13 protein-coding genes and 1 riboswitch are annotated in these 12,024 nt (G+C 72.0%); of the genes, 6 read left to right on the top strand and 7 right to left on the bottom strand.

The window, feature by feature from the left end; translation table 11 throughout:
* Positions 1 to 15 precede the first annotated feature (15 nt).
* Positions 16 to 156, bottom strand: a riboswitch (cobalamin riboswitch).
* A 329-nt stretch (positions 157 to 485) separates the two neighbouring features.
* Entirely contained in the window at positions 486 to 668 is a 183-nt protein-coding gene (locus LZ604_RS20195; protein WP_308283611.1) for a DUF397 domain-containing protein, read from the top strand.
* A 74-nt stretch (positions 669 to 742) separates the two neighbouring features.
* Here LZ604_RS20195 and LZ604_RS20200 read toward each other — a convergent pair whose 3' ends face one another.
* The 6 genes from LZ604_RS20200 to LZ604_RS20225 all read right to left on the bottom strand — a co-directional run bounded on the left by LZ604_RS20200 (position 743) and on the right by LZ604_RS20225 (position 5,002).
* Positions 743 to 940, bottom strand: a complete 198-nt coding sequence (locus LZ604_RS20200) for a hypothetical protein (RefSeq protein WP_234516805.1) — start codon at positions 938 to 940, stop codon at positions 743 to 745.
* A complete protein-coding gene (locus LZ604_RS20205; RefSeq protein WP_234516806.1) occupies positions 937 to 1,386 on the bottom strand; it encodes a hypothetical protein in 450 nt (149 codons plus the stop codon). The genes LZ604_RS20200 and LZ604_RS20205 overlap by 4 nt, the downstream gene beginning before the upstream one ends.
* A gap of 45 nt (positions 1,387 to 1,431) precedes the next feature.
* Complete coding sequence (locus LZ604_RS20210) at positions 1,432 to 2,289, bottom strand: helix-turn-helix domain-containing protein (RefSeq protein WP_234516807.1); 858 nt, start codon at positions 2,287 to 2,289, stop codon at positions 1,432 to 1,434.
* Between the two features lie 240 nt (positions 2,290 to 2,529).
* Positions 2,530 to 2,742, bottom strand: coding sequence for a hypothetical protein (locus LZ604_RS20215; RefSeq protein ID WP_234516808.1), 213 nt, complete (start codon positions 2,740 to 2,742; stop codon positions 2,530 to 2,532).
* A 15-nt stretch (positions 2,743 to 2,757) separates the two neighbouring features.
* The gene (locus LZ604_RS20220; RefSeq protein ID WP_234516809.1) at positions 2,758 to 4,062 is read right to left on the bottom strand and encodes an inorganic phosphate transporter; all 1,305 of its coding nucleotides are present in this window, start codon (positions 4,060 to 4,062) and stop codon (positions 2,758 to 2,760) included.
* Between the two features lie 190 nt (positions 4,063 to 4,252).
* The gene (locus LZ604_RS20225; protein ID WP_234516810.1) at positions 4,253 to 5,002 is read right to left on the bottom strand and encodes a lysozyme; all 750 of its coding nucleotides are present in this window, start codon (positions 5,000 to 5,002) and stop codon (positions 4,253 to 4,255) included.
* A 195-nt stretch (positions 5,003 to 5,197) separates the two neighbouring features.
* Here LZ604_RS20225 and LZ604_RS20230 point away from each other — a divergent pair, with 195 nt between their 5' ends.
* From LZ604_RS20230 to LZ604_RS20240, 3 genes are all read left to right on the top strand, one after another.
* Positions 5,198 to 5,926, top strand: coding sequence for a class II aldolase/adducin family protein (locus LZ604_RS20230; RefSeq protein WP_234516811.1), 729 nt, complete (start codon positions 5,198 to 5,200; stop codon positions 5,924 to 5,926).
* 117 nt (positions 5,927 to 6,043) lie between these two features.
* Entirely contained in the window at positions 6,044 to 7,171 is a 1,128-nt protein-coding gene (locus LZ604_RS20235; protein WP_234516812.1) for an alpha/beta hydrolase family protein, read from the top strand.
* A gap of 265 nt (positions 7,172 to 7,436) precedes the next feature.
* On the top strand, positions 7,437 to 8,894 hold the full coding sequence (locus LZ604_RS20240; protein ID WP_234516813.1) for a hypothetical protein: 1,458 nt from the start codon (positions 7,437 to 7,439) through the stop codon (positions 8,892 to 8,894).
* 7 nt (positions 8,895 to 8,901) lie between these two features.
* Here the strand turns inward: LZ604_RS20240 and LZ604_RS20245 are convergent, their stop codons facing one another.
* Positions 8,902 to 9,324 (bottom strand): VOC family protein, encoded by a 423-nt coding sequence (locus tag LZ604_RS20245; RefSeq protein WP_234516814.1) that lies wholly within the window; start codon positions 9,322 to 9,324, stop codon positions 8,902 to 8,904.
* A gap of 405 nt (positions 9,325 to 9,729) precedes the next feature.
* Here LZ604_RS20245 and abc-f point away from each other — a divergent pair, with 405 nt between their 5' ends.
* Positions 9,730 to 11,328, top strand: a complete 1,599-nt coding sequence (abc-f, locus tag LZ604_RS20250; protein ID WP_234516815.1) for a ribosomal protection-like ABC-F family protein — start codon at positions 9,730 to 9,732, stop codon at positions 11,326 to 11,328.
* 365 nt (positions 11,329 to 11,693) lie between these two features.
* Positions 11,694 to 11,915, top strand: coding sequence for a helix-turn-helix domain-containing protein (locus tag LZ604_RS20255; RefSeq protein WP_019885249.1), 222 nt, complete (start codon positions 11,694 to 11,696; stop codon positions 11,913 to 11,915).
* Positions 11,916 to 12,024 lie beyond the last annotated feature (109 nt).

Here is a 12,024-nt window from a genome sequence, read left to right on the forward strand (position 1 = left end):
TGTCCACGCCCTGGCTCGACGAGACCGGCGGTGAGAGTTCCTGGCTCCCGGGGCGTGTGGTGCCCCGGTGACAGTGGCGGGACCGCGCCGGACTCGCACCGGCTTCCTCTCCTGCCGCCGTATTGGCCCCGGCAGTCCACCACGCTCCCCGAACACCCGTCAACTTGCTCTTGACCTGCGACGCAACGGTGTGCTGAGCCCCACACCCCCGAAATGTCGTCAGCCACTCGAATCGGCGCTTTCTGTGCTCTTTCCTGGCGGGCAACCTGGGAACACTCCCAGGGAGCGGCAAGGCGAACGCGGAGAGCGCCGACGAGCGGCATTGGGTGATTCGTTGCGGGGAGACGACCCTGGTGTGGCCGGCCTCTGCTGCCCCGGGCAGCGGTGGGACACGGCGCTCGGGAGCGTCGCGGTGAGGACGCCGGGTCGGTGCGCTGACTGATGAGACGGAGGTCGGTGTGATCGGCAGGGTGGCGTCGGCGCGTGTGTGGCGGAAGAGCAGTCATTCGGGAGGTGACAACACCGACTGTGTGGAGGTGGCCGTCGAGGGGGCGCACATTCTGGTGCGTGACTCGAAACGGCGCACCGGCCCGGTGCTCGTCTTTCGCCGTACCGCATGGTGTGGTTTGCTGGCTGGGCTCGAGGACCCGGCAGTGGACGGTTTCTGACAGTCCGTCCAGAGGACGGGAGGGACCCGCATGGGGGACAGTGCCAAGGAACTCTCGGCGCGCGCGGGAGGGCCTCACACCCCGCGCACCGCTCTGTCGGCGGCGGCCCCGCTGGCGCTCTTCTCCCTGACCACGGGGGTGTTCGCGGTGGCCATCGGAGCGCTCGCCGCACTGCTCGTGCCGGGATCCACGGCACGGGCCCTGGTCTGGCTGGTGGTGACGATCGTCGCGGCGGCCGGCGCCGGCCTGTGGTGGGGCCTCACCCCGGTCACGGAACGTCTCCGTGTTCTCGACCGGGCTGCGGCGGCTGTTCGTCCGCGGGGTTCGGGGACGCGCTGACCTCCGGCAGGCGCGCCGGTCCCGAGCGGCCGCGCAGCGCCCGGCCGATCCGTGCGGCGAGGGCGGTGACGACGGCCGCGCCGAGCGTTCCCAGCACCGTCGCGGTCAGGGGGGTCAGGACGCCCGTGCCGAGTCCGGTGGCCACCCGGGCCGACACGGCGATGCCGAGCAGCAGGGCGCTGCCGCACGCCGTGCCCAGCAGCAGACGGCTCGCGGGCGGGCATATCCCGTCCCCGGCGGGGGCGTCCCCCTCGTCGGCCAGGGGCGCCGACCCGCCCGCGCCGCCGGTTCCCGCGGCGGAGCCGGGCGGGTCACCCGCCGCCGGGAAGCGGGAGGCGCGCAGCTGCCTGTACCACTCAAGGAACCCGAGGACCGCCATGGGTCTTTCCTCCCCGTTGTCCGCCCGGGTCGTCCTCCCCGGGCTTCAGCTGTTGCCGAGACTCTCCTTGACCGCGTCGATCAGCTCGACCATCCGGTCGCCCTCGTACGCCTTGGTGCTGATGTCCTCGAAGCACTCCTGGTAGCGGGCCGTGAGACCGAGGTCCTCACGGTTGGCCACGCTGCCGGTGGCGCCTTCGAGGTACAGCAGGTCGTCGCCGTCCGTGAAGCCGAGCAGGGTGAAGGACGCACCCATGCTGTAGTGCGCGCCGGCCGTGAACGGCAGCAGGCGCAGGGTGACCCGGGGATGCCGGGACATCGTCTTGAGGTGTTCCAGCTGACGGCGCATCACCCCCGGACCGCCGATGACCCGCCGGACGACCGCCTCGTCCAGGACGATCTGCACGTCCGGGCCGCTGTCGCCGTCGAAGATCCGTTCCTGTCGCGTCGCGCGCAGTTCCGCCGAGCGACGGGCCAGATCCCCGTTCTCGCGGGGCGCGAGCTGGGCCAGTGTGTAGTCCTCGATCTGGAGCAGCGAGCAGACGACGGACGGGTGGTAGAAGCGGATCGAGGTCGCGGCGCCCTCGTAGCCCAGGTACTGGGCGAACTGCGGCCGCACCATGTCGTTGTACGGCGCCCACCAGGACGGTCCCTTCGACCCGCGGGCGGCGTCTTCCAGTTCCGCCACCAGCTCTGGGTCCGTGACGTCGTACAGCTGGAGCAGTGCGCGCAGGTCCGTCACGCTCAGGCTGACCGTCCCCGCCTCCAGCCGGATCAGCTTGGACAGGGACCACTCCAGCGCGTCGGCGGCCTCCCGTTGGGTGAGACCGGCGTCCTCGCGCGCCCTGCGCAGTTCGAGGCGGAGCCTGCGTCGGTTCAGGCTCGGATCGATGTCCCTGGCCATGTCGCTCCTTGCCACACGTCGGGGTCGGGCGGCCGACGTCGAGCAGCAACTCACCCACCAGACTAGGTGCGTTGGGCGTGCGCGGCCAGACACCTGCGTTCTGACACCTGTCTTTTCGACGCGGTCGCGATGCGGTGTAGAACGTAGCAAACCGGTACATGTCCCACCAAAGACCAAGCCCTCGCAGTGAGGATCACTGCGAGGGCTTGTCATGCGCCCGGGCGGGCGTGGGGCGTGGGGTCAGGAGACGATCAGATAGATCCCGTACGCCACCGCCGCCGCGCACGCCGCGAAGCAGGCGTATGCGCCGGTGGCCGCGAGCGCGGCGCCGCCCCGGGGCGACTCCTTCTTCGCGAGTCCCACGACGCCCAGGGTGAACAGGCCCACCAGGGCCACGGTGACCACGAGGCTGACGCCGAAGACGGAGCCGAGTGCTGCCCAGTCGATCTTCATGAGGGGTGTGCTTCCTTAAACCGTCGCGGGGCTGGTCGGCTCCGCGGAGGGGCCGGTGGTCTGGGCCGGGATGGTGGCCCTCGGACCGGTGGTCTGGGCCGGGATCGTGACCTTCGGGCCGGTGGCCGGGTCCGTCTGGGCGTCGGCCGAGGCGAGTTGGCCCGCCGGCGGCGGGATCACCGCGGCGATGGCCGTCGTGACGACGCCCGCGGGCTCCGCCTCGACGTCGTTGACGTTGTCGACCGTGACCGGCTTGCGGCGGGACAGGGACCAGATGACGCCGGCGCCGGCCACCAGGAGCACACCGGTGGCGACGGTGCCCCACGTGCCCTGGTCGGTGAGGAGTTCGGCGCCCGCGCCGACCAGGCCGGCGGCCGGGAGGGTCAGGCCCCAGGCGACGAACATCCGGGTCGCGGTCGACCAGCGGACCACTCCGCCCTTGCGGCCGAGGCCGGCGCCCATGACGGCACCGGAGCAGACCTGGGTGGTGGAGAGCGAGAAGCCGATGTGCGAGGAGGCGAGGATCGCGGTCGCCGCGCTGGTCTGGGCGGCGAAGCCCTGCTGCGGCGCCAGGTCGGTCAGGCCCTTGCCCAGGGTGCGGACGATGCGCCAGCCGCCCAGGTAGGTGCCGAGCGCGATGGCCAGGCCGGCGGAGACGATGACCCAGGTGGGAGGGTTCGAGCCGGGGGCGATGACGCCACCGGTGACGAGCGCGAGGGTGATGACGCCCATCGTCTTCTGGGCGTCGTTGGTGCCGTGTGCCAGGGAGACCAGACCGGCCGAGGCGATCGACCCGGCGCGGTAGCCCTTCGCGGTCGCCTTCTCGTCGGCGCGGCTGCCGACGGCGAACGACAGGCGCGTCGCCAGCATGGAGGCGAGTCCCGCCACGATCGGCGCGGCGACCGCGGGGATCAGGACCTTGGTGACGATCGTCGAACCGTTGACGGCGGACCAGCCGGCCGAGGCGACGGCCGCGCCGATCAGACCTCCGAAGAGAGCGTGGGAGGAACTGGAGGGCAGACCCAGAAGCCAGGTCAGCAGGTTCCAGAGGATGGCGCCCACCAGGGCCGCGAAGATCACTTCGACGCGTATGCCCTGTTCGTTGATGATGCCGCCGGAGATGGTCTTGGCGACCTCGACGGAGAGGAAGGCGCCGACGAGGTTCAGCGCGGCGGACATCGCCACCGCCGTCTTGGGCCTCAGGGCGCCGGTCGAGATGGTTGTCGCCATCGCGTTGGCAGTGTCGTGGAAACCGTTCGTGAAATCGAACACGAGAGCGGTGACGATCACGATTCCGAGGAGGAGCGTGATGTGTTCCATTTACCCAGGCTTCTGTGGGAGGTCAGTGGTAGGGAGACCGTAGGCAACCTGGGTGAACGGAAGATGAACTGGGATATACCTGGGGGTGTATCAAACGGGGTGCTGCTCCTCCGTTTTTGGCAGGCTGATGGCGGCGCCGCTCTCGAACGAAGGCGGAACTTCGCCCTCCGGGGGCTTGGGTGGGCCTCGTCTAGCCCTTGGTGAACCTCTTCAGCCGGCCCAGGGAGCCGTTGAAGAGATTTTGGTCACCCGGCAGGCTGCCGCTGTTGTCGTACTGCCAGAACGTCCAGAACGACCACCCCGCGGGAAGCGCCCCCGCGCCCGGCGCGCCATGATGGGCGATCCACAGCGCGTGGTCCGCCGCGAAGACGCCGCTGCCGCCGGTGCAGTCGTTCCACCAGTGGGCGGTGGTGTAGATCACGGGGCGGCGGCCGGTCTCGCGCCTGACCTCGTCACTGAAGGACCTGATCCAGCCGACCATCCCGGCCCTGCTCAGCCCGTAGCACGTGCGCTTCCGGTCGTACGGGTTGTCCTCGAGGTCGAGCGCGGGCGGCAGGGTCCAGCCGTCCGCGCGCCAGGCACCGCCGTGGCGCACGAAGTACGCGGCCTGCTCGGCGCCGGAGGACCGGTCGGGCGCGGCGAAGTGATATGCGCCACGGATGATGCCCGCGGCGCGGGCGCCGTCGTACTGCCGGGTGAAGTAGGGGTTGCGGTAGGTGGTGGACTCGGTCGCCTTGATGAAGACGAACCGTGCGCCCTTCGTCCTGGCGCCGGCCCAGTCCACGTTCTTCTGGTGCGAGGAGACATCGTGTCCCCTCGGTGCGCCGGCCGCCGACGCCGGACTCCCGCCGAGGGATCCCGTCAGGACGAGTGCCGCCGCGGACACCGCGGCGCCGGCGATGTGGCCGCGACGGCGGGACGATGTGCGATCACGGGCCATGCTTGCCCCCGGAATGGCGACGTGTGCGACAAATCGTCCAGACGCTACTGGAAGATCGCCGGAAGCCGGTCGGGCACCGGCCATTCCGTCCCGAGGTTCACCTCCGCGGATGCGCGCCCTTACGGACGCGTGCCTTCCGCCCTACAGTGCGCCGGAGCACCGGCGGGCCCGGCGCCCGCCTGGGAAGATCGCGGCATGGCTGAGCAGCGACGCGGCGCACGGGACGCGCGGGAACCACGGGAAGACGTACGAGGGGAAGCGGGCCCGGGGGCGCCCGACACGAAGGACGAGGTCGCACGGGCCTGGGACGAGCTCGTCGCGACGGCCCGCCGGACCGTGGCCGACGGACTGGTCGTCGGCACGTCCGGCAACGTCTCCGTACGCGTCGGCGACGCCGTGCTGGTCACACCCACCGGAGTGCCCTACGAGCGGCTGGCCCCCGGCGACGTCGTCGGCGTCGGACTCGACGGCCGTCAGGTGCTCGGCTCCCTGCGGCCGACGAGCGAGCTGCCGATGCACCTCGCCGTCTACCGCGCCACCGGGGCGCGGGCCGTCGTCCACACCCACGCCGTGCACGCGACAGCCGTCTCCACCCTGGTACCGGAGCTGCCGCTGATCCACTACATGGCGGGAGCGCTCGGTGGGGCGGTCCGGGTGGCCCCCTACGCGGCCTACGGCACCGAGGAGTTGGCCGAGAACATGCTCGGCGCCCTGGCGGACCGCACCGCGTGCCTCCTGCAGAACCACGGCACGATCGCCTACGGATCGTCACTCACCCAGGCGTACGACCGCACCGCACAGCTGGAGTGGATGTGCCGGGTCTGGCTGACGGCGTCGTCGGTACCGGGCCTCACCCCGGCCCTCCTCACCCGTGAGCAGCTGGCGGAGGCTGAAGAACGCCTGCGGGGGTACGGACAGCAGTAGCAGCAGTGGAGGGCGGCGACCGGGAGGGCCGCGACCGGGGCCGCACGGTGTGCCCCGCACAGCGCCCGCGCCCTCCTCCCGCTGGCCGGGGGCGACCTGCGACGGGAGACTGGACAAGTGCGCACAGTGAAAGCGGCGGCCGCAGCCGTCACCGTAGCCATCGCCGCGGGCGCGGCCGGTATCGCCGCGGGCCGCTTCGCCAGCAACGCCGCGCTCAAGGCACCGCCGGGTCGCCCGCTGCCCACCGAGCCCCGCCTCACCGTGCACTCCACGGCGGCCGGGCGGATCACGCTCACCCGCGACCTGGCCTCCCGGCGCCCCGGCATCTACGGCCTGTCCGGGGACGGCTCCCACGCGGTCGTCGGCCCGGTGCTGAACACCGCCCCCCACTCCGCCGACACCGTGGTACGCCGCCTGGAACGCGTCGTCCACGGCACGCTGGAACCCGGCGACCGGACATGGCTCACCCCGAACCTGTACGTCGGCGACCCGGGCACCGCCCTCGGCCTCGACCACACCGACGTCGACGTGCAGGGCGAACTCGGGGTCCTGCCCGCCTGGTTCGTGCCCGGGGCCCGTGACACCTGGGTGATCACCGTGCACGGGCTCGGCACCACTCGGGAACACCCGATGAACGTCATCGAGTTCCTCCACCGGCAGCGGTTCCCGGTGCTCGACCTCGCCTACCGCGGCGACCCCGGGGCACCACGCCCGCTGGACGGCCTGAACCATCTCGGGGAGACCGAGTGGCGCGACGTCGAGGCCGCCATCCGCCACGCCGTGGGCCACGGCGCCGAGCGCGTCGTCCTGTACGGCTGGTCCACCGGGGCCACCATGGCCCTGCGCGCCGCCGCACACTCCACGCTGCGCGCACGGGTCTCCGGACTGGTCCTGGACTCGCCTGTGCTCAACTGGGAGGCCACACTGCGCTCCCTCGCCATGGCCCGCCGCACCCCCGGTGCGCTGCTGCCGCTGGCCGTCCGCGCCGCCCAGGGCCGCACCGGTCTGTACGGCGACCACGTCCACGGGCCCGCCGACCCGCAGCAGCTCACCGTGCCGACCCTCATCTTCCACGGCCCCGACGACGCCGTCGCCCCCTGGGCACCCTCACGCCGCCTCGCGGAACGCCGCGGAGACCTCGTCACCCTGCACACGGTCCGGGACGCCCCGCACGGCGCGATGTGGAACGCCGACCCCGAGGCCTACGAAGAGGCCCTGCGGCGCTTCCTGACCCCGCTGATGTGACCCACCGGCTCCCGGCCTCGCGTACCGCACCCGTCCCCGGGCTCCGCATCCCCCACCGGGTCCGCTGACGTATCCATCCCCGGCTGCACCGACGCGCCCCACGGCGACCCGCGGCCCGCCCCCCCGGGGACCCTTCCGCTTAGCTCCTCCCGAGAGGCCCTTGTCCCGTCGCATCCCGTTTTCGGGACCAGTGCGTTGGCCAGCCCTGTCGCCCGCCGTGACATTCCGTTTGGGTTTTCGGACCGTCAACCGGAAGACTGCCCCTGTGACGTCCCGTACCCCGCGCGACTCCAGGCTCCGACTCGTCCGCCCGCGGCCGCTCGCCGCCGCTCCCCGAGCGGTGGCCCAGGGCCGCTCGCGCCGCCCCGCGCCCCGGCCGCCCGAGGGCACGCCCCCGCCCGCGGAGCTGGCCGGAATGGCCCGTGCCCGCCTGGCCGACGCGGCCCGTGTCGCCCGCTGGGCCGACATCTCGCTCGGGCGGGGCCGTGACGGCGCCACGTCCGACGGCAAGGGCACCCTCTCCGACGCCACCGCCGAACGGGCCGCCACCGCCCTGGGACTGACCCCCGCTCAGGTGCGTGCCGACTGGGACACCGCGCGCCTGGCCGGCCTCGTCGAGGTGCACGGCGACATCGCCCGCCCCGGCTGGCGGCTGCGCGCCTGGAACCGCGACGACTCCGCGGTCCTGCGTGGCTGGGTCGCCCTCTTCGACGCCTGGTCGCTCGCCTACCCCGAGCCCGCCGGCCGCGAGCACTCCGCCGTCGCCGAGGTCGTCTCGGCCATGCCCCAGGTGCTGTCCTTCCTCCAGCTGTCCGCGGGCCCCGTCCCCGTCGAGCAGCTTCTCGACCTCCTCGAACAGCGGGTGACCGAACTGCGCACCGAACGGTGCGAGGTCGCCTACGTCCCGCCCATCGCCGCGCACCCCTTCCACGAGAAGGTCCGCGCCACCCCCGCCGGCCCCGGGGCGGCAGCCGCACCGGCCCATGACCCCGCCGAGGCCACCCCGCTCGCCCCCCTGCTCGACTGGGCCCTCGACGCGCTCGCCTACGTCGGAGCCCTCACCTGGGCCGACGGGCAGGCCACCCTGACACCGCTCGGCAGCTGGGCGGTCTGGGTCAAGCTGGAGCAGATCTGCGTCGCCGCGCAGAGCCCCGCCGGGAACATCGAGCAGAACGCGGAGGACATGCTGCGCGGCTGCGCCGGGCTCCGCCCGAACGCGGCCCGCGCCGAGTACCGCGCCTGGCTCGCCGCCCGCCCCGTCGGCAGCGCCGTCACCGAACTCCTGGACGCCGCCCGTGGCGAGGACGCCCTGCTGCGCGGACTGGCCTTCGAGGCGCTGCGCGTGGTCGGGGCGCCCGCCGAACCCGATGTGCGGGCCGCCGCGGAGGAGACCACGCTGCGCCCCTACGCGCTGATCTGGCTCGCCGAACAGGAGGGCACCGACCCCGAGGACGCACACGAGGTCCTCACCCGGGAGGAGGCCACCTGGCTGTGGGTCGACACCGCCGCGGCCGTCGCCGACCACGGAGAGGCCCCGCTGCTGGTGCGCCATCTGGAGTCGGCCGTGCAGGCCACCGTGCCCGCGCTCCTCGACGAGGTCCGCGCGGTCGGGCATCCCCGCACCGTGCAGGTCCTGGTCGCGCTCGCTGCCGCCCACCCGGACCCGGCGCTCGCCAGGGCCGTGCGGCGCGCCGCGTTCCAGGTGCACACCGGAGGCAGCTGACCGCCGCTCAGACGGCCGTGTCGGGGGCGTAGGTGCCGAAGCTCCAGATGTTGCCCTCTATGTCGCGGGCCATGTAGTCCCGCGAGCCGTACTCCTGGTCCGTCGGGGGCATCAGGATCTCCGCACCGTGCTCCACGGCCCGCCGGTGGTGGGCGTCGACGTCGTCCACGACGACGTACACCGCGCACGGGCCCGCCCCCTTCATGGCCTCGTCGAAGAGGCCGCCGCGGCCCTTCGACCCCAGCATGACCGCGCCGTTGCCCTGCACCAGCTCGGCGTGCAGCACCGTGCCGTCGCCTTCCTCGTCGCTCTCGTACACCGACAGCTCCGTGAAGCCGAACGCCTCCGTGAGCTGTCTGATGGCCGCCTTCGCGTCCGCGTACAGCAGCGTCGGGTAGATGCTCGGACGCCTGCCGTCCATGCCCGCCATCCCGCTCACCCCTCCCGAGTCCCGGCCGGAAACCCGGCCTTTCCCCCAGTCTCGCACCGGGCACCGACAGCGGCTCCCGGCGCCGGCAGGCCGGCCCGGCGCGCGGGCCGGTCGCCCTGTACCCCGCCCGGCCCGGCGCATCCTCGTACGCCCCGGAAACCGGTGCCGGCCCCCCTGGCCCGGACGGAGGACATCCCGGCCGCGCCGCCGCCCGGTCCGCCGCCCCCACGCCTACCCTCCGGTCCCGCACAGCAATGAGCGTCACAGTGCCGAACGACGCGTACGGAACAAAGCGCTTGCATGCCCCCGTTAGACTGGGGCCCATGGCCATTCTCCTCGCGCATTAGACGGCGGGAACGTCCTCAGCCGCCCATCCCGCCATCCCTCCCGCCCTGGAGTCTGTCCGTGATCTCCGCTTCCGGCATCGAGCTGCGCGCCGGTGCCCGCATCCTCATCGAGAACGCCAGCTTCCGCGTCGCCAAGGGCGACCGCATCGGCCTCGTCGGCCGCAACGGCGCCGGCAAGACCACCCTCACCAAGGTCCTCGCCGGCGACGGCATCCCCGCCGCGGGCACCGTCACCCGCTCCGGAGAGGTCGGCTATCTCCCGCAGGACCCGCGCACCGGCGACCTGGACGTGCTGGCTCGCGACCGCATCCTGTCCGCGCGCGGTCTCGATGTGCTGATCCGCAAGATGCGCGAGAACGAACAGCGCATCGCCAGCGGCAAGGGTTCCACCCGCGACAAGGCCCTCAAGCAGTACGAGCGCCAGGAGACCGAGTTCCTCACCAAGGGCGGGTACGCCGCCGAGGCCGAGGCCGCGACCATCGCCGCCGCGCTGAACCTGCCCGACCGTGTGCTCGGCCAGCCACTGCACACCCTCTCCGGCGGTCAGCGCCGCCGCATCGAGCTGGCCCGCATCCTGTTCTCCGACGCGGACACCCTGCTCCTCGACGAGCCGACCAACCACCTCGACGCCGACTCGATCGTCTGGCTGCGCGACTACCTGAAGACCTACCGCGGCGGCTTCATCGTCATCTCGCACGACGTGGACCTGGTCGACACGGTCGTCAACAAGGTGTTCTACCTGGACGCCAACCGCGCCGCGATCGACGTCTACAACATGGGCTGGAAGCTCTACCAGCAGCAGCGCGAGGCCGACGAGAAGCGCCGCAAGCGCGAACGGCAGAACGCCGAGAAGAAGGCCGCCGCGCTGAACGCGCAGGCGGACAAGATGCGCGCCAAGGCGACCAAGACGGTCGCCGCGCAGAACATGGCCCGCCGGGCCGACAAGCTCCTCGCCGGACTGGAGGCAGTCCGGCAGTCCGACAAGGTCGCCAAGCTGCGCTTCCCGGAGCCGGCCCCGTGCGGCAAGACGCCGCTGATGGCCGAGGGCCTGTCGAAGTCGTACGGCTCGCTGGAGATCTTCACCGACGTCGACCTGGCCATCGACAAGGGCTCCCGGGTGGTCATCCTCGGCCTCAACGGCGCCGGCAAGACCACCCTGCTGCGGCTGCTCGCGGGTGTCGAGCAGCCGGACACCGGTGCCGTCGTCCCCGGCCACGGACTCAAGCTCGGCTACTACGCCCAGGAGCACGAGACCCTGGACGCGGACCGCACGGTCCTGGAGAACATGCGCTCCGCGGCACCCGACATGGACCTCGTGGAGGTCCGCAAGGTGCTCGGCTCGTTCCTGTTCTCCGGCGACGACGTCGACAAGCCGGCCGGGGTCCTCTCCGGCGGCGAGAAGACCCGCCTCGCCCTCGCCACCCTGGTGGTGTCGTCCGCGAACGTGCTGCTGCTGGACGAGCCGACCAACAACCTCGACCCGGCCAGCCGCGAGGAGATCCTCGGCGCGCTGCGCACCTACCAGGGCGCCGTCGTCCTGGTCACCCACGACGAGGGAGCGGTCGAGGCGCTCCAGCCGGAGCGGATCATCCTGCTGCCCGACGGCGTCGAGGACCTGTGGGGCGCCGACTACGCCGACCTCGTCACCCTCGCCTGACGCCCCGCCGGAGCGGTCAGCCCCGGTTGACCGCACAGGTGATCAACTGCGTATGGATCATTCGGCCCATCCGTGATCCATCATCTGTGTGAGATCTCCTCGTACCGGGGTGTGTCCTACACGCAATCGACGGCCGAGCCCTTTTGTCCCAAGGGCTCGGCCGTCGCTCGTCGCTGACCTGGGGGTTCCCGGATGCACCCGTTCGGGCGTACGCACACGACCGGGCGGAACCCCGGATTCCGCTCGTGGGGATGTGCTCCTGTCGTCACAACCTTGTGGCACGGACCTTGCCGAATGGGTGGCCATCACGCCCCCGAGGGGTGATCATGAGGAGACCAGAGCGCACTTCCCATGAGGAGGCACGGGTGGCCGAGACTCTGAAGAAGGGCAGCCGGGTGACCGGCGCCGCGCGCGACAAGCTCGCGGCAGACCTGAAGAAGAAGTACGACTCCGGTGCGAGCATCCGAGCACTGGCCGAGGAGACCGGCCGCTCGTATGGCTTCGTGCACCGGATGCTCAGCGAGTCGGGTGTCACGCTTCGAGGGCGTGGCGGGGCGACGCGGGGCAAGAAGGCCCCGACGGCCTGACGCCGGGCGGCCCATCGGCTTCGGTGGTGGCCACCCGGTCGGTCGGGTGATCGGCCGGGTGGTTACTGTGCAGTCACTTGCGGGTGCCCTCGTATGGCATCCTCTTCTG

It is taken from the genome of Streptomyces glomeratus, assembly GCF_021462825.1.
Classification (GTDB): domain Bacteria; phylum Actinomycetota; class Actinomycetes; order Streptomycetales; family Streptomycetaceae; genus Streptomyces; species Streptomyces glomeratus.

What these genes read in the sequence shown, in the direction of transcription:
- LZ604_RS20205 (WP_234516806.1), bottom strand. Translation starts at nt 1,386, where the DNA reads ATGGCGGTCCTCGGGTTCCTTGAGTGGTACAGGCAGCTGCGCGCCTCC.
- LZ604_RS20210 (WP_234516807.1), bottom strand. Translation starts at nt 2,289, where the DNA reads ATGGCCAGGGACATCGATCCGAGCCTGAACCGACGCAGGCTCCGCCTC.
- LZ604_RS20215 (WP_234516808.1), bottom strand. Translation starts at nt 2,742, where the DNA reads ATGAAGATCGACTGGGCAGCACTCGGCTCCGTCTTCGGCGTCAGCCTC.
- LZ604_RS20220 (WP_234516809.1), bottom strand. Translation starts at nt 4,062, where the DNA reads ATGGAACACATCACGCTCCTCCTCGGAATCGTGATCGTCACCGCTCTC.
- LZ604_RS20225 (WP_234516810.1), bottom strand. Translation starts at nt 5,002, where the DNA reads ATGGCCCGTGATCGCACATCGTCCCGCCGTCGCGGCCACATCGCCGGC.
- LZ604_RS20230 (WP_234516811.1), top strand. Translation starts at nt 5,198, where the DNA reads ATGGCTGAGCAGCGACGCGGCGCACGGGACGCGCGGGAACCACGGGAA.
- LZ604_RS20245 (WP_234516814.1), bottom strand. Translation starts at nt 9,324, where the DNA reads ATGGCGGGCATGGACGGCAGGCGTCCGAGCATCTACCCGACGCTGCTG.